Origin of the sequence: Acidaminococcus sp. AM33-14BH (assembly GCF_003603525.1) — a bacterium.
Lineage (GTDB): Bacteria > Bacillota > Negativicutes > Acidaminococcales > Acidaminococcaceae > Acidaminococcus > Acidaminococcus intestini.
The window spans coordinates 167,334-192,087 of the sequence record NZ_QTNG01000004.1 but is presented as its reverse complement, the minus strand read 5'-3'; the positions used below and the strand labels follow the sequence as shown (position 1 = coordinate 192,087).

22 protein-coding genes and 1 pseudogene are annotated in these 24,754 nt (G+C 52.0%); all 23 read right to left on the bottom strand.

Translation table 11 applies throughout. From position 1 onward, the window contains the following. Positions 1-153: 153 nt before the first annotated feature. Positions 154-1,560, bottom strand: coding sequence for a heme anaerobic degradation radical SAM methyltransferase ChuW/HutW (gene hutW, locus DW817_RS04715; protein ID WP_021736399.1), 1,407 nt, complete (start codon positions 1,558-1,560; stop codon positions 154-156). Continuing rightward, the gene (locus DW817_RS04710; protein ID WP_120111221.1) at positions 1,557-2,096 is read right to left on the bottom strand and encodes a flavodoxin family protein; all 540 of its coding nucleotides are present in this window, start codon (positions 2,094-2,096) and stop codon (positions 1,557-1,559) included. The genes hutW and DW817_RS04710 overlap by 4 nt, the downstream gene beginning before the upstream one ends. Positions 2,097-2,338: 242 nt before the next feature. Further along, positions 2,339-3,918 (bottom strand): annotated as a pseudogene (locus DW817_RS04700) (TonB-dependent receptor plug domain-containing protein). Beyond that, entirely contained in the window at positions 3,915-4,073 is a 159-nt protein-coding gene (locus DW817_RS10595; RefSeq protein ID WP_021736402.1) for a hypothetical protein, read from the bottom strand. The pseudogene DW817_RS04700 and the gene DW817_RS10595 overlap by 4 nt, the downstream one beginning before the upstream one ends. A gap of 37 nt (positions 4,074-4,110) precedes the next feature. Further along, positions 4,111-4,974 carry a ChaN family lipoprotein gene (locus DW817_RS04695; RefSeq protein ID WP_021736360.1) on the bottom strand — a complete coding sequence of 288 codons (864 nt, stop codon included), beginning with the start codon at positions 4,972-4,974 and terminating at the stop codon, positions 4,111-4,113. Between the two features lie 10 nt (positions 4,975-4,984). Continuing rightward, on the bottom strand, positions 4,985-5,716 hold the full coding sequence (locus DW817_RS04690) for an energy transducer TonB (RefSeq protein WP_021736365.1): 732 nt from the start codon (positions 5,714-5,716) through the stop codon (positions 4,985-4,987). Between the two features lie 2 nt (positions 5,717-5,718). Next, positions 5,719-6,123 (bottom strand): biopolymer transporter ExbD, encoded by a 405-nt coding sequence (locus DW817_RS04685; protein WP_021736393.1) that lies wholly within the window; start codon positions 6,121-6,123, stop codon positions 5,719-5,721. Then, positions 6,120-6,773 carry a MotA/TolQ/ExbB proton channel family protein gene (locus tag DW817_RS04680; RefSeq protein WP_009016351.1) on the bottom strand — a complete coding sequence of 218 codons (654 nt, stop codon included), beginning with the start codon at positions 6,771-6,773 and terminating at the stop codon, positions 6,120-6,122. The genes DW817_RS04685 and DW817_RS04680 overlap by 4 nt, the downstream gene beginning before the upstream one ends. A gap of 4 nt (positions 6,774-6,777) precedes the next feature. Beyond that, entirely contained in the window at positions 6,778-8,538 is a 1,761-nt protein-coding gene (locus tag DW817_RS04675; RefSeq protein ID WP_021736388.1) for an ABC transporter ATP-binding protein, read from the bottom strand. A gap of 10 nt (positions 8,539-8,548) precedes the next feature. Continuing rightward, the gene (locus tag DW817_RS04670) at positions 8,549-9,331 is read right to left on the bottom strand and encodes an ABC transporter ATP-binding protein (protein WP_021736394.1); all 783 of its coding nucleotides are present in this window, start codon (positions 9,329-9,331) and stop codon (positions 8,549-8,551) included. Continuing rightward, positions 9,331-10,305 carry an iron ABC transporter permease gene (locus DW817_RS04665; protein WP_021736384.1) on the bottom strand — a complete coding sequence of 325 codons (975 nt, stop codon included), beginning with the start codon at positions 10,303-10,305 and terminating at the stop codon, positions 9,331-9,333. Before DW817_RS04665 ends, DW817_RS04670 begins: the two co-directional genes overlap by 1 nt. Continuing rightward, positions 10,302-11,288, bottom strand: coding sequence for an ABC transporter substrate-binding protein (locus DW817_RS04660; RefSeq protein WP_021736387.1), 987 nt, complete (start codon positions 11,286-11,288; stop codon positions 10,302-10,304). The genes DW817_RS04665 and DW817_RS04660 overlap by 4 nt, the downstream gene beginning before the upstream one ends. A gap of 178 nt (positions 11,289-11,466) precedes the next feature. Beyond that, positions 11,467-13,416, bottom strand: coding sequence for a TonB-dependent siderophore receptor (locus DW817_RS04655; RefSeq protein WP_021736396.1), 1,950 nt, complete (start codon positions 13,414-13,416; stop codon positions 11,467-11,469). 296 nt (positions 13,417-13,712) lie between these two features. Further along, positions 13,713-16,484: a heavy metal translocating P-type ATPase gene (locus tag DW817_RS04650; RefSeq protein ID WP_021736359.1), complete on the bottom strand. Its 2,772-nt coding sequence runs from the start codon at positions 16,482-16,484 to the stop codon at positions 13,713-13,715. A 159-nt stretch (positions 16,485-16,643) separates the two neighbouring features. Further along, positions 16,644-17,609 (bottom strand): tRNA dihydrouridine synthase DusB, encoded by a 966-nt coding sequence (gene dusB / locus DW817_RS04645; RefSeq protein ID WP_021736391.1) that lies wholly within the window; start codon positions 17,607-17,609, stop codon positions 16,644-16,646. A 64-nt stretch (positions 17,610-17,673) separates the two neighbouring features. Next, on the bottom strand, positions 17,674-18,450 hold the full coding sequence (locus DW817_RS04640) for a type III pantothenate kinase (protein ID WP_009016044.1): 777 nt from the start codon (positions 18,448-18,450) through the stop codon (positions 17,674-17,676). Between the two features lie 208 nt (positions 18,451-18,658). After that, positions 18,659-19,654: a biotin--[acetyl-CoA-carboxylase] ligase gene (locus DW817_RS04635; protein WP_021736392.1), complete on the bottom strand. Its 996-nt coding sequence runs from the start codon at positions 19,652-19,654 to the stop codon at positions 18,659-18,661. Between the two features lie 72 nt (positions 19,655-19,726). Next, positions 19,727-21,667, bottom strand: a complete 1,941-nt coding sequence (gene ftsH, locus DW817_RS04630; protein ID WP_009016046.1) for an ATP-dependent zinc metalloprotease FtsH — start codon at positions 21,665-21,667, stop codon at positions 19,727-19,729. Positions 21,668-21,711: 44 nt separating this feature from the next. Next, a complete protein-coding gene (hpt, locus tag DW817_RS04625) occupies positions 21,712-22,251 on the bottom strand; it encodes a hypoxanthine phosphoribosyltransferase (RefSeq protein ID WP_021736406.1) in 540 nt (179 codons plus the stop codon). Beyond that, positions 22,235-23,287, bottom strand: coding sequence for a tRNA lysidine(34) synthetase TilS (gene tilS / locus DW817_RS04620; RefSeq protein WP_009016047.1), 1,053 nt, complete (start codon positions 23,285-23,287; stop codon positions 22,235-22,237). Before tilS ends, hpt begins: the two co-directional genes overlap by 17 nt. Positions 23,288-23,395: 108 nt before the next feature. Continuing rightward, positions 23,396-23,920 carry a S1 RNA-binding domain-containing protein gene (locus tag DW817_RS04615; protein ID WP_014128302.1) on the bottom strand — a complete coding sequence of 175 codons (525 nt, stop codon included), beginning with the start codon at positions 23,918-23,920 and terminating at the stop codon, positions 23,396-23,398. Positions 23,921-24,071: 151 nt separating this feature from the next. Beyond that, positions 24,072-24,389 carry a septum formation initiator family protein gene (locus DW817_RS04610; RefSeq protein WP_120111218.1) on the bottom strand — a complete coding sequence of 106 codons (318 nt, stop codon included), beginning with the start codon at positions 24,387-24,389 and terminating at the stop codon, positions 24,072-24,074. Positions 24,390-24,461: 72 nt separating this feature from the next. After that, on the bottom strand, positions 24,462-24,737 hold the full coding sequence (locus DW817_RS04605; protein WP_009016050.1) for an HU family DNA-binding protein: 276 nt from the start codon (positions 24,735-24,737) through the stop codon (positions 24,462-24,464). Positions 24,738-24,754: the final 17 nt, after the last annotated feature.

Below are 24,754 nucleotides of genomic sequence, written 5' to 3'. Positions count from 1 at the left end.
TGAAGACAGTCATTGTTTTTATCAAGAAATGATAAGGATGAAACAGATTGAAATTTTTCACAAAAATTTCACATTTTTCTTTCCCTATGGGGCTTTCCCCTAAGACACAGAAAAAGGACGGGAAGAAAGGCATTCCCCGTCCTTTTTGATGCATTATCCTTGTGCTGCAACCGGCGCATGGTTCATGATTTTTTCTCCTCCCAGAAGCCACTGGATACATTCCAGGAGGGTTTGGGTCATATTCACAACCCAAAATTCGCCTGCTTCCGTCAGGTCATATTGGATTCCATTAAAGTGCCATAATCCGTATTCTTCCCACAGGTCTCCCAAGTGGGAGAGGCTCACAAGACGCGAATCAAGCGCCATGAGGGCATCGAGATTTAGATGGCACTGATTCATCTCTCCTTGGACGCGGGCTTCATAGGCCGCAAAAGGGGAAACTTCAGAAAGGAACATAAAAGGTTTCACTCCCCTTGCCACCATACCTTCATAAGGTTCCAATACGCGGTGAAGCATGGTCGATACGCCGTCCACATGACCGCCAGCGCCGCAGCCAAAAGGAAACAGATGGGTTCCGCTGCGGGCAAGGGTATTGTACAGGCTCCGTTCCCGATTGTTTTTAGCCCAGTGGCAGTGACTGATCCGCTTGCAGCCCCATTGGGCCATATAGCGTCTTCCTATACGGAACATTTCCGTCTGCATGAGGGTTGTGGCCGCCGGCGAAAGGCGACCTTCTTCAATGCGCTTATGAAGGTCGCTATTTTCAAAGACGTCAAGCTGGTAGAGGTCCGCCCCATCGACACCGCTTTCCACAAGATGGTGCAGGTCTTCCTGCCACACGTCAAGGGTTTGGTCCGGCAGGCCATACATGAGGTCAATGATGACGGCGCACTGATTGTAGGCGCTGAGCTTCTGGAGCCGCTTCATGACTTCTTCTCCCGTATCGATGCGGCCCACTTGCTGACGAACCTTCGTGTCAAAGGACTGGACACCCAGGGAGATGCGGTTGACGCCTTCTTCCATCCAGACATCCATTTTTTCTTCCACAAGGTCATGGACGCGCCCTTCGAGGGTAAGTTCATAGTCGTTGGCAAGGGGCAGGGTCTTACGGATAGCGCGCAATAAACGCCGGATGTTGGAGGGAGATAGACTTGTCGGTGTGCCGCCGCCAATGAAGACGGCCTGGATGGGCGCACTTTGAAGCCTCGGTTTATCGGCATCCTGAGCAAGTTCCATAAGGAGATGGTCCACATAACGATCTTCGACGGACGTATCCGTCCCGTTTTGAAAGAAGCCGCAGTACAGGCATTTGGTCTTGCAGAAGGGGATGTGAAGATAGGCCATTTGCAGCGGATTTCCTTCTACGGGACGCTTCATGAGGGCATTCCAACGCGCCTGAGCCTTATCGGGTGGAATCATGCGCCCCTTGAGGCCGGCGTGGACGACACGCTTATGGCGGAAAGCCCCTTGCAGGGGATCTGCCGCCTTTTTACCAAACTGCAGGATCCGTTCCTCTTCCGGCAGGGCTGCTATATAAGCAGCTAGGTCTTTGACCGTCATTTCCGTCCCTCTTCCACCATGAGCTGGATTTCATGGGCAAAATGAGCGGCATCGCTCAAATCCTTTTCATCAGGATGGGTGGAGGCGGCCTTGTGACGGGCTTCATTTTTGGGATTCTTCCCATGGATATTGTCACTGGGGAACATGCGGTACATCGCTTCAATAAGCTTGGGATCTACTTTGCCCTGACAGATGAATGCGCCTAGGGGTTTTTTCCCATCCGGCAGACAGGCGGCACCCTGTTCCAAACTTTTCATAGCATGGGGGCTCTTAGGGTCGGCGCCCAAGGTTGCAAAAAGGGCAATATAGGGATTATCAAGACTTTTTAGGACAGTGCGGCTTGCTTCATCGGCGGTTCCCTTATCGACCCAATAGCCCATGAAGACGCAGTCATAGGAAGTGGTGCCCTCGGGCAGGCTTTCCTTGAGGTCCTTGATATCAACGCAGGGCGTGCCTTCCGGCAGGGCCTTTTGGATGGCTCGGGCCACCATGCGCGTATTTCCTGTGCGGGAAGAATAAAGTACAAGATAGTTCATGGTAAAACTCCTTTTCATCAGAAGGTCAATTCTACGCCCGCTCTCCAGATACGGCCGCAGATGGAGAAGTTGTCATCATTGGAGAAGTGTTTATCAAAAATGTTGTCCACACCGGCATAAAGGTGGGTATTCTTGCCAAGGTCCTTGGTGACGACGAAGTTCGTCGTGCTGTAGGTGTAATTTTACCCATCGCCGTTGAGATAATCCTGTACCACTGGTTATAACGTGTCATGGTCCAAGGATTATCCTTGCCCGTCGTATAGGAAAGTTCGGCGAGACCGTTCATGCGGGCATTGCCTGTAAGGCGCTTGGGTGAGCTTATTTTTAGCATCCAGATAGGTCATGGAAAGCTTGGCATGCCAATGATCATCGAAGCGGTAGGTCACTTCACTTTCAAGTCCCTTCATGGCGGCCTTGTCAATATTGATGTACTGGTAGCGGACAGTCCGTCCGAAGCGGCCCTGGTACTGCGAGGAGATAGGGTCATCGATCTTGTTGTGGAAATAGGTGACCTTCGCCCCCGCCTTATCTTTTTCTGCCTCAAACCCGATATCGAAGGTCCTGATTTTTCCGGGTCAAGATGTTCATTGCCCCAAACCTGGATCTGCATGCGGCCCATGTTGCGGTCCATATGGGAGTACAGCTCAATGATGGACGGAGCCCGGTAGCCGGCGCCATAGTTTGTCTTGATCCGGCTGTTTTTGCTCATGGCATAGGTAAGGCCCGTCCGCGGAGAAAGTTCCCCGCCAAAGCTGTCGTGATGGTCATAGCGAAGGGACGGGACAAAGAACAGTATATCCGTCAGGTTCCATTCGTCCTGTACGTAGAAGGCATAGCTTTTCACATCGGCCGAGCCATATGGCTTGGTCATGCCTAGATAGGTTTCTTCTGTCCGGTTCCCGGCACCTGTGCCAAGGCGCGTGCCGCCGGCCTTTTGTTTGCGGTACTCACCGCCATAGGTCACGGTATGATGCTCATCGACATGATAGGTATTCTTTACTTCAACAACGTATGTTTCGTATTTGCTGTGGTCAAAGTCCTGCCAGACGCCGGGCGTCTTTTTTCGGGATTTCTTGCCCAAGCGGTTGTAGTCGTTCTGGAACTCATAATCATTTTTGCTGTGATAGCCGTCGTATTTGACGAAATAACTTTGGCGATTGTTATCATACCATTCCGTCATATCATCGCGGGCGGACGCGCTCATCGCCGTAGGATCACCTTCGGAAAAGCTCCCATACTGTTCCTTCATATAGGACGCCCCAAAAGAAAGGCCCCGCGTTTCATCAAACTGGCAGCGGCCCTTGAAATCGACATAGCGCCGCGGTCCATACATGTTGGAGTCGCCGTCCCGGTCCGCTTTTCTTACTTCTGTAAGATTGTAATTGACGTCAAGGTTCAATTTCCCCACCTTGCCCGTCAACACACCGCCGTACAAAGCTTGTTCCCGACCGCCCAACCAAGTGCCGACATAACCGCCGGCTTTTTTGTTCTTTTTGATGATGATATTGATGACGCCGCCCATAGCATTGCTGCCGTAAAGGCCGGATCCAGCGCCGCGCATGACTTCGATGCACTCCACCTCATCAAGGCTCATGCGATTGAGCTCATACACATTCATGGTACTTCCCGAATCCTCTCCGGCAAGGCGTCTGCCGTCAATAAGGATGAGGGTGGACGAGGTTCCCATGCCGCGAATGGAGACCTGGTTTCCGGTCATGCCCGCTTCCATGACATTGAGCCTGGTAAGGGGCTTTAGCGCGTCACGCACATTGTAAGCACCGCCCTTTTTGATGTCTTCTTCCTTGATGACCGATGTCGTCATGGGCACTCAAGCTTAGTTTTTGTCGCTGTAACGACCGTTTCCCCAAGGTCGTACGTGGAAAGGGGCTCCCCGCCTGCAAAGGCATTCGGTGTAATGCCCATGAAAAGGGCCAGGAGAACGCCTGCATAAACCTGGTTCTGTTTGTTTTTTCCCATATCTATAATTCAAAAATCCTTTCTCCTCAAGTATGTATCATTTCAAATCATAATACACTTCATGAAGTGTGCTTGTTTTATCCTTGGGCTGCCCTTCGTGCTGCGGCGACACAAGGTAAAGACGCACCCCGGGCCGGTGCTTCCTGACATAGGCTGCCGTTCCTAGGCCGTCTTCCATATGGAAGGAGCCTGTCACATGGAACATAACAGCATCAGGATGGGCGTCAAGGTAAGTCATGAGCGCTTCGGCCATCACGGCATCCTTGATGCACTGGGCTTTGTAAAAAGCCTCCTTTCTTGTCGTGCCAAGGGGCATAACGCCCGCGTTTTGCTTCATAACACGGCGGAACTTTTCCCGGTATTCCCCCGTTAACGGTTCAAGGTCTTTGGGCAGGTACTGGGCGTCTTCCAGAACCAGGCCGGTTGCACTGCCATGTTGGACCACATGGGAAGCGACGCGGCGCGGCACATTGGCCGCAAGGACGGGAAGCCCCTTCTTTTTGGCAAATTCCACAAGATGCCTGTAATCCCGCTCATAGTTGGGCCACGGCCGGCTGACTTTCAGGAACTCCATTTCCGTCATACGACCGGCAAGGTAGGCATCAAGAGATGCCTGCACGTCCTTTTCAAACATTTCCAACGATAGGACCAAGCGATCCGGAACAAGGCGGTAAAGTTCCGTCAAAAGTTCAAATTCCCGTTTGTGGGAAAGGGCATTTGTATGTTCTTCGCCAAAAAATATGATCCCGCTTTGGGCAGCTTCCTGGGCCACCGTGCCAGCCGGCAGGGCCATGCCCGCCTTGGAAAGGTAAAGACCAGGCGCAGCGTCGAGGTGGTGACTTGGGGGAATCCCCATAAGGAGCGGCAGAAAGCCAAGGACCATCATCCATTTTCTTTTCATAGGGTTCTCCTTAGTGTAGGGCAAAGACAAAGGTCTTCGAGGCATAACAGCGGACGGCATAGCCTTCCTTATAAGCCGGGGCAAAGGCATAAGTGTAGGCTGCCGACAGGGCCGCCTTATCCATAACGCCATAGCCGGAACTTTGGATGACCGATGCCGCTTCGACAGCGCCATCTTTTCCGACCACCATCTGGACAGTGACGCGTCCTTCGATGCCGCGGCTGCGCATGGCCTCGGGATAGTTGGGGGCGCTTCCGGAAAGAAGCGTCGGTGATACATCGGGCTGGATGGCGTCCGTATCAAAGGAAGGTCCACCGGAACCAGAACCGCCCGCTTCGCCTGCGCCGTCACCCGTGCCTTCTCCCATACCCGTTCCTGCACCGGAACCCTTCTCCGAACCTTCGCCGCTTTCCGCTCTGTCATTGGATACATCAAAAGAGGCAGAAGCATCCTTGGAAATGGACGGCTGCAGGATCTTTGCAGAAGGAAGGGCGGTACTTTTTTCTGTCACCATGTCATCACTTCTTGCCGGCAGGGGCGGAAGGTTCTTCGTGCGAAAAGGGGCAGCCGCTGGAGGCGCCCCGCCCTTTCTCCCACCGCTTAGGCCTACCATGTAGATGGGACCTTTTCCTTTTACATGAGTCATGAGGCCTTGATAGGAAAGGACGCTAAAAATGCCAAAACAAAAAAGGTGAATCAGGATTGACGCCATGAGGCTTCGGTCCTTTGCATAAAGCACCATGCTTATCTCCTTTCTGCCGCCATGCCAACACGGGTAATGCCCGCTTCTTTCAAGAGGTCGAGCACATCAAGGATCTTTTGGTAATTCGTTTTTCCGTCCCCGTAGACCACAACGGACACATTGCGGTCCTTGATTACGGCCTTGCGCCCCCACAGGAGAAAGGCTTCCTTCGTAAGGGTCTTATCTTCAAGGAAAAGTCTGCCATCGGGCAGGACCGTCACATGGTAAAGGCTCTTTGTATCGACTTCGACCTGGGAAGCTTGGGGCAGCTTCACAGGGAGGGTCTTCACTTCGTTCATGTTCATGGTACTGACGATAAAAAAGACGAGGAGTAGAAAACTCATATCAATCATGGGGCTGATCATGATGCCCACAGAAAGGTTCTTTCTTTTTTTCAGACGGATCATAGGGACCTCTCCTCTTTTCGCAGCACGCAGGGACATTCACATTTCTTGCGTACAGCCTCCAAAAGGGTGTTGCTCATTTCTTCGATGCTCAGCGTAATGCTCTTCATGCGCCGTTCGAAATAACCGAGAATGCAGACAGCAATGATGGAAATGACAAGGCCAAAGACCGTCGTAATGAGGGCCTCAGCAAGACCTGCCGTTACGGCCATGGGATCTTGACCGCGTTCAACAAGTTTGGAAAAGGACCCCATCATGCCCGTGACCGTTCCCAAAAGGCCTAGGACAGGGGCCAAAGTGATGATGATATTGAGCAAAGCCAAGTTCTTCTCAAATTTATCCATGGCACGTTCTGCCCGGTAAGAAATGAAGTTTTCCAGGTACTCGTAATTTTCATGCTTATCCATGACGATGGTAGCAAGTTTTGCGATTTCTCCTTCCGTACTATCGGCAAGCTTCTTGGCCCCTTCCCAGTCGTTATTTTCAACGAGGGTACAAAATTTTTCCGTAAAAACCTTTCCGCTGTCTTTTTTCTTAAAGAACAGATAGCGGTTGATGCCAACGGTTACGGCTGCAATGGAACAGACAAGGAGCGGGTACATGACCCAGCCTCCGCGAACAAAATAACTTAAACCGGATGCAAATGGCTGCATCGTTTCATCCCTTCTTTCCAAGATGCTGACGGGAACGGTTCCGCCGCTTTGGCTGCGGCTGGTTCTGTTCCTTTGTCCAAAGTTTCCAAAAAAGTCCTTTTTTCTCGATTAGGTTCTCCAGTGTACCTTCTTCCGCAATGCGCCCGCGTTTCATGACAAAGATCCGGTCTGCATGGCGGATCGTGCTCAGGCGATGAGCCACAATGAGGGTGGTACGCCCGCGCTGAAGACTCTCCATGGCCCGTTGGACCTGGGCTTCTGTCACGTTGTCAAGAGCGCTCGTTGCTTCGTCAAGAATGAGGATGGGCGACGCGCGAAGAAACGCCCGGGCAAGGGCAATGCGCTGCCGCTGCCCGCCGGAAAGGCGGACGCCCCGCTGCCCCACAGCCGTGTCATAGCTTTGGGGAAAGCGCCCAATAAAGGATGCGGCATGGGCCCTTTCGGCCGCTTTTTGAACGGCCTCCATACCAGCAAAAAGGTTCCCATAGGCAATATTTTCCGCAATGGTTCCGGAAAAAAGGAAGACATCCTGGGAGACAAAGGCTATGGCCTTGCGAATGCTGTCACGGGAATAATCCGCCACATCCTTGCCGTCAAGATAGATATGCCCTTGGGTAGGGTCATAAAAGCGCAGGAGAAGACTTAAGAGGGTCGTTTTTCCGCTGCCCGTTTCACCGACAAAAGCGATGGTCTCCCCTTTCCGGATCGTAAAGGACAAGTCATGGAGTACATCGGGCAGTCCTTTATAGTGGAAGGAAACATGGCGGAACTCGATGGTGCCATGCGGGGCTTCAAGGGGCGGGAGATCCTTGCCGCTTTCTTCTTCCACCCTGATGAGCTCATAAAAGCGGCGGAAGCCAGCCATGCTCTTTTGATACGCTTCAACAAAAAAGACGAGCTTCATGGCAGGCTTGATAAACACGCCCACATAAAGGAAATAAGCCACAAGGTCGGCAATGGTCATAGCACCACGGCGGATTTCAAAAACGCCCATGAGGAGGATGGCAAACTGGATGAGGTGCGTAAAGAGGCTGATGCTGGAACCAAAATAAGCACCAAGAAAAAAGGTTTGTTCCCGGGCCCTTAGGTAGGCATCGGCCACCTTTTGGAAAGCCTCGATGATATGATGCTCAGCACTGTAAGCGCGGATCATGCGGATACCGCTCAGGTTTTCTTCGCCCAAGGCGGACAGGTGTCCAAATTCCCTTCGGTTCCGTCCATATTGGTTCCGGAGCTTTCCGCTAATGACGATGGTATGGACGACCTTAAAGGCCATGAGGACAATGACGACAAGGCCCAAGGGGCGATTGAGATATAAGAGAAGGATGATCGTCCCTACGGCCGTCACAAGGCTCACGGCAAAATCGCCGGGAATGCGGCTTACAAGGTCACCGGCTTCACTGATGTCTCCCATGAGGGTTGCCATAAGTTTTCCCGTCCGGCTGTAATCAAAAAAGGCAAAAGATAAGTGCGTCAGATGTCGGAAGAGGGTCATACGCAGGTCATTTTCCACACGGGCGCTGAGCTTTCCCCCATAATAGGAACCAAGGAGGGAAAAGAGAAAGACCGCCCCTTCCACAAGGGCAAGAAAGCCAATCTTTCGAAAAAGAACAGGCCAGCTTTGCAGGAACACCCCTTCTTCAAGAAGGTCCCGAACCCCCAGAGGAAAGACAAGTTCCAAAAGACCGCCCAAAGCGGAAATAATGACAAGGAAGAAAAACCAGCCCTTATATGCCGTAAGAGAGCGAATAAAATAGACAATCACGATAGACTCCTTACAGCAGATCTTCGTAGACGAGGACGGGACAGGCTTTTCCTTTGATGGGAACAAGGCGGCAATCCACTTCATAGACGTCCTTCATCATTTTTTCCGTAATGACTTTTTGGGGCGGTCCTTCCGCGTATTTTTTCCTATCCTTCAGCACGACGATGCGATCGCTGACATTCATGGCCTGAGACAGGTCGTGAAGAACCATGACGACGCCCATGCCAAGGGTCCTGTTAAGTTCCTTTACAAGGCGCAGGATTTCAAGCTGGTAGGAAATATCAAGGAAAGTCGTTGGTTCATCCAAAAAAAGCAGATCCGGTTCCTGGGCAAGGACCATGGCAATCCAGACGCGCTGGGCTTCCCCACCGGAGCAGCTCACAAGAGGTTTATCCCGAAGGTCCCAAACGCCCGTTGCTTCCATAGCGCGGCAGATGGCCTTCTCGTCTTCTTCCGTAATCGTTTGGTGCCACGCCTGATAAGGCACGCGGCCAAAACTCACGAGATCCTTTACGACAAAGCCTGGCGGTGCGATATGGTGCTGGGGCAGGACGCCCACCATCTGGGCAAATTCGCTGTTTGGAATCTCATCAAGATTCTTGCCGCAGCAGGTGATGCGGCCCTTTTGGGGAGAAATGAGGCGAGTCAAGGTCTTTAAAAGGGTGGATTTGCCTGATCCATTAGGACCAACGAAAGTTGTGATTTCTCCCTTCCTTACGGTCATGTCAAAGTCCTTGAGAACAAGGCGCTCTTCATACCCAATATCAAGTTTGGTTCCACTGATAGCAAACATTAGAAACGTTTCCTCCGAAGCATGTATAGGAAAAAGGGTCCCCCTGTCATGGCCATGATGACCCCGACAGGGATCTCCATGCCCGGCACGAGCATGCGCCCCACCGTGTCAGCCAAAAGCAAGGTCACGCTTCCCATGACGGCCGCCACTGGCACAAGGTCCTTATAGTTCGGGCCGACAAGCATGCGGGCCATATGAGGCACGACAAGGCCAACAAAACCAATCATACCGGCGACAGCAACCGTAGCCGCCGCCAAAAAGGCGCCTAAGGCGGAAAGCAGGATGCGGGTCTTGTTCACATCGACGCCAAGGCTTCGCGCCACGTCATCGCCAAGCTGCAGGAGGTTGGCCCCGCGTATGGCAAAAAAGGCAAGGACGGTGCCGATGCTCACGTAAATGACCACCGTTTCCACGTGCCCCCAACTGCGTCCCGAAAGGCTCCCATTCAAAAAGCCCAGAACGTTTGCAAGGTTATCGGAATTCAGGAGCTGCAGAAAAGACGTATAGGCACCAAGAACGGTGTTCACGGCAACGCCGGAAAGAACAATGCGCACCGGGTCGATGCCGCGGCGCCAGGCCATAAGGTAGATCAAGACGCAGGCAAAAAGGGCGCCCACAAAAGCTACAAGCGGCACAAGAGAAAGCCAACGGGGGAAAAGGAGCATGACCGACGTTGCAGCCGCTGCTGCCCCTGCAGAGACCCCGATGATGCCTGGATCGGCCAAGGGGTTTCTCATAACAGCCTGAAGCAGGGCCCCAGCAAGGGAGAGGGCCATGCCAATCATGATGGCTAGAAGGACACGAGGCAGGCGCAGCCCAACAACAATGACGCGGGCCATGCGATTTTCTTTAAAGAAGCCTTCGAGGATTTGTCCAGGCGGAATATAGGTGCTGCCAATTCCCAAGGCAAGAACGGCAAGAATGCCAAGTGCGATGAGAAGCGCCAAAAATACGAAACCAGTCCGTTTCTTCATTTGCCCGCTCCCGGAACTGCATCCAGCAGACTCACAAGGTCTTTGATCTGTTCCACTTCTTCAAGGCCGCCAGAAACAGCAAAGCGGCGTGGTAAATAGACCAGCTGACCGTTTTTGACAGCACGGAATTCGTTCCAATAAAAGGGTCGGGCCGCAAATTCTTTTTCCATGAGGACTTTTGTCTCGTCTCCGCCGCCCATGCCGCTCACAAACACAATGAGATCAGGTTCATAGCTCAAGGCTTCTTCTTCCTTCAGCGGAACCATGGGACCGGCGCCCTTACCGACGACATTCTTAAAGCCCAATAGGGAGAACATGGAGCCCACCGTGCCGGCTTCGTTCTGCACGTAAAAGCGAGGCGGTGCCCCTTGGAGGATGAGGACCTTTTTCCCGTCATAGCGACTGCGGGCTTCCTTCATCATTTCTTCTGCTTTTTCAAAGCGATTCCGGATGGCGTCCTTCTTGCCTGAACCATCGTCAAAAGCACTGGCCAGGATAAGGGTCATGGCCTTCACATCTTCATAGGTGACGGTCGGCCCGGCATCGACATAATAGACAGGGATCTTTTCTGCTTCGAGCTGCTTTCCATACGTATCTTTAGCATGGACGCCAACAATGACAAGATCTGGTGAAAGGGCGATGACAGACTCTAGGTCAATCTGGGAACGCATACCGGTTTGGAAAAGCGTGGCCTTTTCCTTGATTGCCTGGGGCCAAGCCAGGATCTTTGTATCAGGGACACCAACTTGGTTTACGCCCAGTTCATAAAGGGCAAGGACAGGAGAATTGGTCAGCGTCACAACCCGTTTGGGCCTCTTTTCAAGGCACAAGGCATCTGGAAAGCCTTGTTTCTGCAGGCTTTCCGGATAGGAAAGGACGAAGGGGGCTCTTCCGCTTGAGGATTCGGAAACGGATTCCTTTAAGGAGCAGCCAGCAAAAAGAAAGGTACAGAGGCAGCAAATGAGGGTTATGATTCGTTTCATTAATTAGTTTCTCCTAACTATAAAATGAATTAGCTCTTTAATTATCAAATTCTACCTTGATTTTAAATTAGTTGTAACTAACTTAAGCTAGTATAGCATAGTCATTCAACGCTCGTCAACATTCACCGCGATGAGAAACAGGGAAAGGACCGGGAAAAGTCCCAGTCCTTTGGTCTTGTTAGAAAGTGAATTCCACGCCGGCCCGCCACGTGCGTCCATTGATGGAATAAGCATCCGTATCAGGGAACTGCTTGTCAAAGATGTTGTCCACACCTGCATAAAGGTGCGTGTTCCGATTAAGATCCTTGGTAACGACAAAGTTTGTTGTACTGTAGGTATAGTTCTTTCCTTCACCGCTTAGATAATCCCGATACCACGTATTGTAGAGGGTGGCACTCCAGGGTTTTTCCTTACCCGACAGATAGGTCAGTTCGACAATGCCATTGTTGCGGGCCCGGCCCGTCAGGCGGGTATTGGTTTCACTGTTTTTCGCATCGAGGTAGGTATAGGTTGCTCTGGCGCTCCAGTGATCATCAAAACGGTAATTGTATTCGCCTTCAATCCCATTCATTTCCACCTTGTTCACGTTGACGTATTGGTAGCGCGTGGTCGACCCAAAGCGCCCGATGAGCTGGGTATCGATGAGGTTATCAATCTTGTTGTGGAAGTAAGAGAGTTTCCCGCTGCTCTTGCCTTTTTCCGCTTCGATGCCAATATCAAAGGTGCGGGATTTTTCCGGTTCCAGTGCATCATTCCCCCAGACCTGATAGGAGAAGCGGCCGAAATTGTGTTCCATGCGGGAATAAAGTTCGAAGATGGTCGGTGCGCGGTAGCCGAGACCATAGTTCAGTTTGACCCGTGCCGCATCACTAAATTCATAAGTTAGGCCGGCCCGCGGGGAAAGTTGGGCGCCGAAGCTGTCGAAATGATCCCAGCGCACGGAAGGAACGAAGAAGAGCTTCTCCGTCAGCTGCCATTCATCCTGGAGGTAGGCGGCATAGGAATCCATGCTCTGTTCGGAGTAGATACTGGAAAGCCCCAAATAGTTTTCTACCCGGTTGTGACCTTCAATGGTGCCAAGACGCGTTCCGCCAACTTTCTGATGGCGGTATTCGCCGCCAAAGGTGATGGCATGGTCCTCATTGGGACGGTAGGTGTTCTTTGCTTCCGTCACGGTCGTTTCATACTTGGCATGGTCAAAGCCCGTCCAGTTGCCGCCCCGCGACGTGCGGGATTCCTTACCCAGCCGGTCATAGTAGACCTGGAATTCATAGTCGTTTTTATCATCAAAGCCAAAGTATTTCACATGATAGTCCTGACGGTTATTGTCGTACCAAGTCGTCGAATCAGGCGTCCCCGACGTAAAGGTGCGATACTGTTCCTTCAGGAAGGAAACCCCTGCTTCAATCCCGGAATGGTCGTCAAAACGATAGGTGCTGTTGAAATTGAGATACCGGCGCGGACCATACATGTTGGTGCTGCCGTCCGTATCGATTTTGCGTACATCGCGCACGTTAAAGTCCACATTCATATTGAACTTACCCACGTTGCCCGTGGAAACGCCGCCATAAACGGATTGTTCCCGGCCGCCCAAGTCCGTTCCGACATAACCGCCGGCTTTCTGGTTTTTCTTCGTGATGATGTTGATGACGCCACCCATGGCGTCACTCCCATAAAGAGCGGAGCCAGAGCCGCGGACAATCTCAATGCGGTCAACGGCATGGATGTTCATGCGGTTCAGCTCATAGACATTCATGGTTTGCCCTGAATCCTCACTTGCCAGGCGCCGCCCATCCACAAGGATCAGGGTGGCATTCGTACCCATGCCGCGCAGGGAAACATTGTTGCCGACCATGGCGGCTTCCTGCACGTCAAGCCCGTTTACGAGCTTTAACGCATCGCGGACATTATAAGCCCCTTTTTCTTTCATTTCTTCCTGGGTGATGACTTCCGTCGACATAGGCACTTTCTTTTCTTCAAGTTTGGTCTTGGTCGCCGTAACAACTGTTTCTCCTAGGTCATAGGTCGGCAGGGACTGACTTGCACAAGCCGTACGATACGTACCAAAAAGCAAGGAAAATAAGACGCCAAGGGTGAGTATCCGGTTCATTTTATACTGGTTCTGCATCAAAGGCTCCTCCATCCTGGAATGATTGTTCTTACCTGCTCCATCTTCCATCATCTGTAAAAAGCGCTGCAGGTCGCGCTCGTTCCCTCTTTATAGGGAACACCAAAAAGGCATAGTTAGTTTATACTAATATAAGCCGATAAGAGTCTCCTTGTTTCCTCTCGTTTTACTAGCTTCATAGTTAGTTATAACTAACCTTGCATACTATAGCGTGTCTTTTTCGTTCCGTCAACCATTTTTATGAAGAAATGATGAAAAAAAAGAGCCGCACGAGGCGGCTCCTTACGAGCTATCCGTTATTTCAGTTCATATCCGGCTTTTTCGATGACGGCCCTTGCAGCCTCATGGTCAAGCGGAGCAGAAAGGACAACTTGAACTTCACCCGTTTCATGGGAAGGCATGGCACTTACTACAGAAGGCAGGCTTTCGAGGGCTTTTTTCACCCGGCCTTCACAGTGGGCACACATCATGCCCGTTACATGAAGGGTCTCTTTTTCCTCTCCTGCACTCATGATTCCTCCATAGCGATAACCGGCCTTTATTACAGCTGCTTCGGCGGCTTTTTCGTCAAGGGGCGCCGAAAGTACAATATGGACCTTATTTTGCGTATGGTCCGCCACAGCACTTACTACGCCGGGCAGGGCTTCAAGAGCCTTTTTCACATGAGCCTCACAGTGACTGCAGGTCATCCCTGTCACGACAAGATCTTCTTTCAGGGCAGCGCTCGGCACTTGTTCCGCCGCTTTTTTCTTCTGGGAAGCGGCTTTTTGAACGGAGACAGGCCCCACTTCTACATGGTACTTTGCCTTATCTCCCGAAGCATCATGGATCTTCGTAAGGTTCAGGCGCAAGGCATTCATGCAGACCGTAAAGCTCGACAGGCTCATAGCAGCGGCGCCCACCATGGGGTTCATCTTAATGCCGGGGATGAGACCCGCGGCAAGAGGAATGCAGATGACATTGTAGAAGAAGGCCCAGAAAAGATTTTCGTGGATGTTCCTGACGGTACTGCGGCTAAGACGCACGGCGGCGGAAACGTCGGTCAGTTTGCTGTTCATGAGCACGATATCGGCCGAATCAATGGCGACATCGGCACCGGCACCGATGGCAATACCAATATCAGCACGGGTAAGGGCCGGCGCGTCGTTGATGCCGTCACCCACCATGGCAACCCTGCCATATTTCTGGAGCTCACGGATGACCGTTTCCTTTCCATCGGGCAGCACACCGGCAATGACACGGTCCACACCGGCTTCGCGGCCAATACTTTCTGCCGTCTTTTCATTGTCCCCTGTTAGCATGACTACGGTAAGGCCCATTTTCTGCAATTCCTTGATGGCCTTGGGAGAATCTTCCTTGATGACGTCAGCGACAGCAATCATACCGATAACAGTCCCATCAAGGGCAAAAAGAAGCGGTGTCCGGCCTTTTTCGGCCAGCGCTTCAGCCTGCCTTTCCAAAGATGGATCCAGACGGGCACTTCCTTTTATATAGCTAAGACTGCCGCCAAGAAGGACAGAGTCTCCTTTTTTTGCCGTCAGGCCATTGCCGGGGAGGATGGAAAAGTCATCGACGGCTTCTGCGGCAAGCTTCCGGGAAAGGGCTTCTTCCACAACGGCTTTGGCAAGGGGATGTTCGGATTTTTGTTCCAGGTCATAGGCAAGCTGGAGGAGGGTCCTTTCCGTTACGCCTGCAGCGGGAACAAGGTCTGTGACTTTCGGCTGTCCCTTGGTAATGGTTCCCGTCTTATCAAGAGCCACAATGCTCACTTTCCCCGCGATTTCAAGGGATTCACTGGTTTTAAAGAGGATGCCATTTTTGGCGCCGACACCATTTCCCACCATGATGGCAACCGGCGTTGCAAGACCCAGGGCACAAGGACAGGCCACCACGAGAATGGCGATGCCGCGGGCAATCGCCTCTCCAAAGGAAGCTCCGACAAAAAGCCAGCCTGCGGTGGCAATCACGGCAAGGGTAATGATGGTCGGGACAAAGTACATGGAAACTGTATCGGCAATACGGGCTATAGGTGCCTTCGTCGCCGACGCGTCGCTCACAAGCTTGATGATCTGGGACAGGGTCGTGTCCTCACCGACGCGAGTGGCACGGCATTCCAGGTAGCCCGATTGGTTTGTTGTGGCCGTCTGCACCTTATCACCGGGCTTTTTGTCAACGGGCAGGCTTTCCCCCGTCAGGGCCGCTTCGTTGACAGCACTGGTCCCTTTGATGACTTCCCCATCAACGGGGATGTTTTCCCCCGGACGAACAACAAAAACATCGCCAATCTTCACTGTCTCGATGGGAACGGTCGTTTCCTTGCCATCAATAAGCAAGGTGGCTGTCTTAGGCGCCATCTTCATGAGGCCCTTGAGAGCGTCTGTCGTGCGGCCCTTGGAAATGGATTCCAAGGTCTTGCCCACCGTAATGAGGGCAGGAATCATGGCGGCCGATTCGAAGTAAAGGTCCTGCATATAACGCATCATGAGTTCCTGCTGCGCCGCACCATGCGTGCCAAGGTACGTGATATCATACAGGACATAGAGGCTCCACAGGAAGGATACACCCGAGCCCAAGGCAACAAGGGTATCCATGTTGGGGGCCAGATGCTTCATGCTCTTGAAACCGCTGATGAAAAAGGCGCGGTTGATGAACATAACGATGAGAGCAAGGAGCAGCTGCGTAATGCCCATGCCGTAAAGGTTCCCATCAAGGAAGGCTGGCAGCGGAAAATGGAGCATATTGTGCCCCATGGTCAGATACATGAGGACGAGCAGAAAACCAATGGAATAGACGAGACGCCGCTTCAGTTTAGGCGTTTCCGTATCCTGTAAGGCGTCATCAGAAGCAGGCTTTGCGCTCGTACCGTCCATCCCTTTGGGAGACGCACCATACCCTGCATCTTCTACAGCCTTGATGATGGCTTCATTCGTCGCGTCCCCTTCGACGCCCATGCTGTTTGTTAAAAGGGAGACAGACACACTTGTTACGCCGGGCACGCCGGCAACGGCCTTTTCTACGTGGGCCTGACAGGAAGCACAGGTCATGCCCTCGACCTTGAATTGTTTCATTGAGGATTCCTCCTTTGATTCTCATCCACTATACCCTACCATGGTATTGTTTTCATCCTTATCTTACTCGACAGGTCCCTATTTGTCAATGGGAAAGACTACTTTTTTGCTAGAAATTTGTCATGACTAACTAAAAGGAAAAGAAAAAGTCCTGCCAGGTCATGCCTGCAGGAGCTTTTCTTCATATTCCCCAAGGATGGCAAGCAGTGCCTCCTCGGTCTGGGCCTGATTGATGGTATTGCGGTAATAGGCGCTGTGCGGCAGCCCTGTTAGGTACATGGCACCGTGGTGCCGCATTTCCCGGACGCCGACGCGCTCGCCTTTAAAAAGAATGAGGTCGTGGAGGTGGCGGCGAATCATGGCAAAGCGTTCCTGAACGGAAACAGGAGAAATCGCTTTTCCATGCAAAAGGGCCTTCACGTCCCGGAAGATCCAGGGATTGCCTTCGGCGCCACGGGCAATCATGACACCGTCGCAGCCCGTTTCTTCCTTCATGCGCAGAGCATCTTCGGCGTGGAAGATATCACCGTTGCCAAGGACGGGAATTCCGACACTTTCCTTGACGGCGCGGATGATGTCCCAATCTGCCTTTCCTTGGTAGAACTGGGCCCGCGTCCTGCCGTGGACACAAACAGCGCTGACGCCGGCCTTTTCTGCCATTTGGGCAATCACAACGGCATTTTTATGGGCCTCATCCCAACCGGCCCGGAACTTAACCGTTACGGGGACCGAAACGGCGTCCACAAGGGCGGCGAGAATGGCATAGACCTTATCCGGGTCCTTCATGAGAGCGGACCCTTCGCCATTTGAAACAATCTTATGGACGGGGCAGCCCATATTGACATCAATCATATCGGCACCGCGTGATTCAACAATCTTTCCTGCGGCGGCAAGTTCCGACGGAACGGAACCAAAAAGCTGAATCGCCGTCGGATGCTCCTTGGGATCGATGGTGAGCATGGCAAAGGTCTTTTGATTCTTATATAAAAGGGCCTTGGCACTCACCATCTCAGATACCGTATAGTCCGCTCCATTTTCCCGGCAGATGACGCGAAAGGGCAGGTCCGTCACTCCTGCCATGGGCGCCAGGACGACAGGGAAAGGGGGCACTTTGAAAGAAAACATACCTTCCTCCATGGATAAAAGAAGCGGCGTTTCCGCTTATGGAAAAACGCCGCCAGAACTTGCTCTATTGTTTGCGGTTCATCTTGTGAAGGATCAGGAGTCCTTCCAAGGTCAGGAATGGTTCGACGACGTCGACAAGTTCCGATTCGGAAGCCATGAGCTTGCCAAAGCCGCCCGTGACAACGACAAAGGCCTGCCCGCCCAATTCTTTTTTCATACGCGTAATGATGCCGTCCATTTGGCCAACAAAACCAAAGATGACACCGCTGCGCATGGCATGGATCGTATCATGGCAAATGGCCATTTTCGGTTTGATCAGTTCAATGCGGGGCAGCTTGGCCGCTTTTTGGAAAAGGGCTTCCGTTGAAATGCCAATGCCCGGGGCAATGGCACCGCCCAGATATTCCCCATCAGGACGGAGGGCACAGAACGTCGTTGCCGTACCAAAGTCAATAATGATGAGGTTGCCTTTATCGCCATACATATGGTGGGCAGCCACCGCATTGACGATACGGTCCGCACCAATTTCATTGGGATGGTCATAGTCAAGCTTAAGGCCCGTGTTGCAGTTACTGGTAACAACAAAGGGCGTAATGCCGAAATAGCGTTTGCACATATTGCAGAGAGGCACCAGAAGGGGCGGAACAACGGTGGAAACGATGATGTCCTTGACGGCCTTCATATCGACACCGCCAGCCTGGAACATGCTGCCCAGGATAATGCCGAATTCATCGCTTGTCCGAGAACGGCTGCTGGACAGTCTCCAGTGAGCAATCCATTCCTTTCCGTCGTGCACGCCAACGACGATGTTTGTGTTGCCAATATCCATTACCATTAACATGAGATGAGTTTCCTCCTTGGAAAGTTGCGGGTTTTGATGGAATTGTGCATATGGCAGCAGGGGTCCTTCGCGCCGTACCGCCTGCCGCATAAACGACTACATTATACCAAAGATAAGGAACTTTGCAAGAAGCGATTCAGTGCCTTGGCAAAAATATAGGCAAAAGCGGCGCCTTTCGGCACTTGCTTTGCCTATCATTGTTAACCTCTTATTGATACTTGCCCTTTCCTTGAGCGGGGCGAATGGAAACATCACCGGCTAGGACCCGTTCCACATGCCCATTTTCGCGGCGCACCAAAAGGGCCCCTTCTTCATCGATGTCCTCAGCTTTTCCTGTATAGGTCGTGTCCGGGGCGATGACCTTCACCATACGTCCCAAGGTCACGGAATAGCGGCGCCATTCATCGAGAATGGGGCCAAAACCTTCCTTGAGGACCGTCTCATAGCAAGTCTCCAGATGATCGAGGACCTTAGCCAAGAGGGCCACCCGATCCGTTGGTTTTTCTGCCACATCATCGATGGAAACGGCAGACTCCCGAAGGGCTTCAGGGACCATGCTTTGGGGAACGCAGACGTTGATGCCGATGCCAACGACAAGATAGTTGATGTGACCAAATTCAGCACTCATTTCCGTCAGGATGCCTACAAGCTTGCGTCCTTCAAGCAGAATGTCATTCGGCCATTTGATTTCGGCCTTGACGCCGCACAATTCACGCACAGCGCGGACCACCGCAACGGCAGCAAGAAGGGTCATCTTGGGGGCTTCCTGAGGCAGGAAGGTTGGTTTTAGCAGCAGAGAGAACCAAAGTCCCTTTCCATAGGGACTGAACCAGCCCCGAGCCAGACGTCCTTTCCCTACGGACTGTTCCTCAGCCACGCAGACCGTCCCATCAGGAGCGCCCTGAAGAGCCATTTTCTTTAAGAGATCGTTCGTAGAGGGAATGACGTCTTCATAGGCCATGTTTCGGCCGATAAACCGTGTATGGAGATGGCGGGAAATTTCCTCGGGAAGGAGCTTATTCGGAACGCTCACGAGAACATAGCCCTTTTTGGTATAGGCCTCGATTCCATAGCCCATTTTCTTGAGGCTCTGGATATGTTTCCAGACCGCCGTTCTTGTAATGCCAAAGTGATTGGCCAGGTCCTGGCCCGATACGGGCTGGGGTGCTTTTTCCCGCAGAAGGTTCAAGATTTCACTGCGCATGCATCATCTTCCTTTCTATCTGACCCGTAAAGGAAAAGGCGCCTGCGGCGCCTCTTCCCCTGTTTCCGTCTATCAACCAAGGGGCTGGGAATCATCCTTGGGAAGGGGGCCTTCCTGACGAGCAGAAGGAGGATTTCCTTCCGGCAGTGTCTCCCCTTCCAGCTTTACAGGATCCATTGGGGAGCCCTCCTTTGAGGACGCCACTTCCCCTTTTTCAAGGATCCGGCCATATTCCACAAGTTCCTTGATTTCATGCTCTTCCAAGGTTTCCCGCTCAATAAGCGCCTGAGCAATGAGGTGAAGTTTATCGATATTATCTTGCAGGAGCTTGACTGTCCCTTCATAGGCTTCATCAATGAAACGGCGGATTTCACCGTCGATTTCGGCAGCAATCTTTTCGCTGTACATATTTTCATGACCAATATCACGGCCCAGGAAAACTTGTTGCTGGCGATGGCCAAAGGTGACAGCGCCCAGACGTTCACTCATGCCATATTCACAGGTCATCTGGCGGGCCAGTTCTGTAGCGCGCTGCAAATCATTGCTAGCGCCGCTTGAAATCTCATGAAGGACGAGGGCTTCCGCCACGCGGCCGCCCAAAAGGACCTTCAGTTCATCCAAAAGCTCACTGCGCGTAGCATAATAACGGTCTTCTTTCGGAAGGCTCAGGGTATAGCCGCCAGCTCTTCCACGGGGAATGATCGTAACCTTGTGGACGGGATCCGTGTGATCTAGGAGCATACCCACCAAGGTGTGACCTCCTTCATGATAGGCCGTAAGGCGTTTTTCATTGTCGCTGATGACGCGGCTGCGTCGTTCCGGTCCCATCATGACCCGTTCCGCCGCTTCTTCCAGGTCACTCATGGTGATGGTCATCTGGTTATGACGGGCTGCAAGAAGGGCCCCTTCATTGACGAGGTTGGCAAGATCTGCGCCCGTAAAGCCCGGCGTACGGCGGGCCAAGACTTCCATATCGACATTGCTATCGATGGGTTTGCCTTTGGCATGGACCTTAAGAATGGCAAGGCGGCCTCGAATATCAGGACGGTCAACAACAATCTGACGGTCAAAACGGCCCGGACGGAGCAGAGCTGGATCAAGGATATCTGGACGGTTTGTGGCGGCAATCATGATGATGCCTTCATTGGCACCAAATCCATCCATCTCGACAAGGAGCTGGTTCAAGGTCTGTTCCCGCTCGTCGTGACCGCCGCCAAGGCCAGCCCCGCGCTGACGGCCGACCGCATCGATTTCATCGATGAAGACGATGCAGGGTGCGTTCTTCTTGGCTTGGTCAAAGAGGTCACGAACACGGGAAGCCCCGACCCCAACAAACATTTCAACAAAATCAGAACCAGAAATGCTAAAGAAAGGCACGCCCGCTTCCCCGGCAACAGCTTTTGCAAGGAGCGTCTTACCGGTACCAGGGGGCCCATACAGGAGGACACCCTTGGGAATCTTGGCCCCGAGCTGGTTATATTTCTGCGGGGCCTTGAGAAATTCCACCACTTCCCGCAGTTCCTGTTTGGCTTCGTCAGCACCGGCCACATCCCGGAAGAGGACGCGGCTCTTGCCGTCGCCATAGAGCTTTGCCTTGCTCTTGCCAAAGCTCATGACCCGGCTGCCGCCGCCCTGGGCATTGTTCATCATGAAGAACCACAGGACGACAATGACGATCATGGGCAGGACACTGGTAAGGATGCTGCTCCAGAAAGAAGGCTGGGGCGGCAGTTCGGCCTTGATTTCCACATCGCGGCTGCGCAACGTATCAACCATCTTGTCATCGCGGGGTGCAACGGTCGTAAATTCGGAGCCATTCTTGAGTCTCCCCTTGATAACGGAATTATCGACGATGGTGACGCTCTGTACATCATCCTGCTGGACTTCCTTCATAAAATTGCTGTAGCTCATATCGTTCTTCGGAGCATTGGATGCATTGTAGTAATCATAGATCCAAAGGCCGAGGATAAAGACGAGCAGGTAGAAAAAAATGTTTCTAAAGAATCTTGTCACGGTATCCTCCTCTCCCAAAAGATCTGGGATCTTCTGGGATCTATTTATTTTTCATAGACGGAACGCTTCAGGATGCCAACATAAGGAAGCGTACGGTAATCTTCATTGTAATCAAGGCCAAAGCCGACAACAAATTCATCGGGAATGACAAAGCCGTAATAATCAGGCACCATTTTCACAAGGCGCCGTTCCTTTTTATCAAGCATGGCCGCAAGGCGAATACTCTTGCAGTTACGGGTTCTGAAAAGTTCACGGACGGCTTTTAGGGTCAGTCCGGAATCGACCACATCATCAACGATGAGGACGTTTTTTCCAGCAAGGTTCCGGGACGTATCGAACTGGATGTCGACCTTCCCCGACGTGGACGTCCCTGACCCGTAGGATGAAACTTTCAGGAAATCAATCTGAGTGGGAACGCTCAAATGCTGCGTCAGTTCCATCATAAAATAGGAAGCCCCTTTTAACAGGCCAATGACGAGGAGTTCTTCCCCTTCATAATCCTTGCTGATTTCTGCAGCCATTTCGGCAATGCGCATCTTGAGGGTCTTTTCATCGATCAAGACTTTTTCAATATTGGGATGCATGTCTTTGTTTCTCCTTTATCTCCAGTTTCTTTTCCCTTTGAGCGGCCCGATCAGTTTCATGGCGTCCGGCCATCAGGCGACCGTTGATATAGATGAGCCGTACATGACCGGGTACGTCAAGGCTCTTTCCGCTGATCCCCTTTTCAATGAGCCGCAGGATCTTTTTCACATGATCAAATCCCAGTTCCTCTCCACCGACACCTTTGACCGCCAGACGGATGACGCGGCTTTTGATGGCCAGATCAAGCTTGTCAAAGGTCGGTCCTACATCGATATCGTAGGTTCCAAAGATGTTGCGGGAAAAGGAGTCCAGATATTTTTGAGCCATTTTTTCAAGATAAGCCTCATCACTTTGGGCTACAGCAGCCGCCTGCACGAGGGCTGCCTTGATACGGGGATTTTTAGTTGCAAGAAGAGGCAAAAGCTCCAAGCGGACCCAGTTGCGCAAAAGGGCAGGATTACCGTTTGTCGAATCCGTTCGGTACGAAAGCCCTTCTTCCTTGCAGTACGTTTCCATGTCCTTCCGGGTTGCAGCAAGAAAGGGTCTGGCAATGTATCCGTTGACAGGCAGCATGCCTCTAAGCCCCCGCGTTCCCGTCCCTCGGACAAGATTCATGAGAATGGTCTCGGCCTGATCATCTTCATGATGGGCTACAAAAATTCCTTGGGCCCCTACTTTTTTACGGTAGGTTTCAAGTGCCTCATAGCGCAGACGCCGGGCTGCATCTTCCAAGGAGAGGCCCTCTTTTTCCTTGAGGGCCTGGGGATCGATATCAAATTGGGTATAGGATAAGTCCCTATCCTTGCAGAAAGCTGAAACAAAACGGGCATCTTCATCGGCTTCTTCGCCCCGCAGATGATGGTGGACATGGGCCACAAGGACCGTCACGTCATCTTCTTCCGCGGCTTTTGCCATAATATCCGTAAGCGTCAGGGAATCGGCACCGCCCGAGCAGGCGGCAATGACGGTTCCTCCTTCTTGCCATAGGCGAGAAGTCCGAACCATATTCATCAGGCTCTCTTCGAGCACACTCATTTCATCACCTCAAAACCAAAGAAGGGGCTGTCAAATAAGAACAGCCCCTTGAAACCCGCAACCGCTTCATGCAGTAAGGATCTCGGGTCTTTATCCAGGAAGCGCCGTTCAGTCACCTCGACGGGCGCCGCGGCCTCCCCTTTTGGATTCCGTATTCCGTTTTAAGTCCAGGAGACGATCATCACTTTCCTTGAGGAAACGGGACAACTTATCCTCGAAGCTCATCGGTCCCTGCGGACGACCTGCACCACCTGGGCGGCCTTCGAACTTGCGTTCCCCGCTAAAACGTCTTTCTCCTGGTTTTCTATCACCATGATGTTCACCCGGTTTGCGGCCTTCGAATTTACGGCCTTCAAACTTCCTGCCTTCCCCGCCATGTTCATTTTTCTGTTCCGCAGGGGGCATCAGGGCCTTCATGGACAGACCGATCTTACCTTTTTCATCAATAGAGACGACCTTGACCGTCACCTTCTGTTTCACCGTCAGGAAGTCATGCACGTCCTTGACAAAGACATTGGAGACCTCAGAGATGTGAATCAATCCTACTTTGTTTTCAGGGAGCTCCACAAACGCTCCAAAATTCGTGATACCGGTAACAATGCCGTCAACGACTGCACCTTTTTCCAAAGCCATAAGTCAAAGAAATCCTCCTTTAGGGTTGTGTTACGTTAACCATTATACCGTTGTTTGGAAAGTTCCGTCAAGTCCCTTTCTTCCTATGCTTGAGGCCTTCCTTCCCGTTAGGAAGCAAAAAAAGAAGGCCCCCATCCGTAAGCGGGCCCCCCTATTTTTTCTTTTCATCCACGATGAAGAGCGGAACTTCATTTTTCCCCACCATGTTATGTTCATCGCGGGCAACCTTTTCTACATATTTGGGATCATGGAGATTGCTGCGTTCTTCTTCCAAACGTTCATTGTCCTTTTCGATGGCCTTGATCTTTTCACTGCTCTTGACGGTCTCCTTGCGGACAAGGTAAAGGTCATAGGCTTGTTTTCCAAGCTGGTACAGAGAAATGACAGCAATCAGGATAATGACCAGTCCCAGCCCCCGAAGAGCCAATTCCTTGGCACTTTTCAGCCTTTTCCGTTTGCCTTCAGACATGGTGATGTCTCCCCTCGCGATTCCATACAAAAACGAGCCCGATACCAATCGGCATCGGGCAATCATGCAAAATTATTTGTTGACGGCGTCTTTGAAAGCTTTGCCAGCCTTGAAAGCAGGAACAGTAGCCTTCTTGATTTTGATGGTTTCGCCGGTGCGAGGATTCTTGCCGTTGCGAGCTTTGCGTACCCGAGCTTCGAAGGTACCGAAGCCAATCAGCTGAACCTTGTCTTTTTGAGCAATGGCTTCTTTAACGGTATCAATAAATGCGTTTACAGCCTTTTCTGCGTCTTTTTTAGGCATAGCAGTCTTGGACGCAACTTCAGAGATTAATTCACTTTTGTTCATAAGTAAGTCCTCCTCAA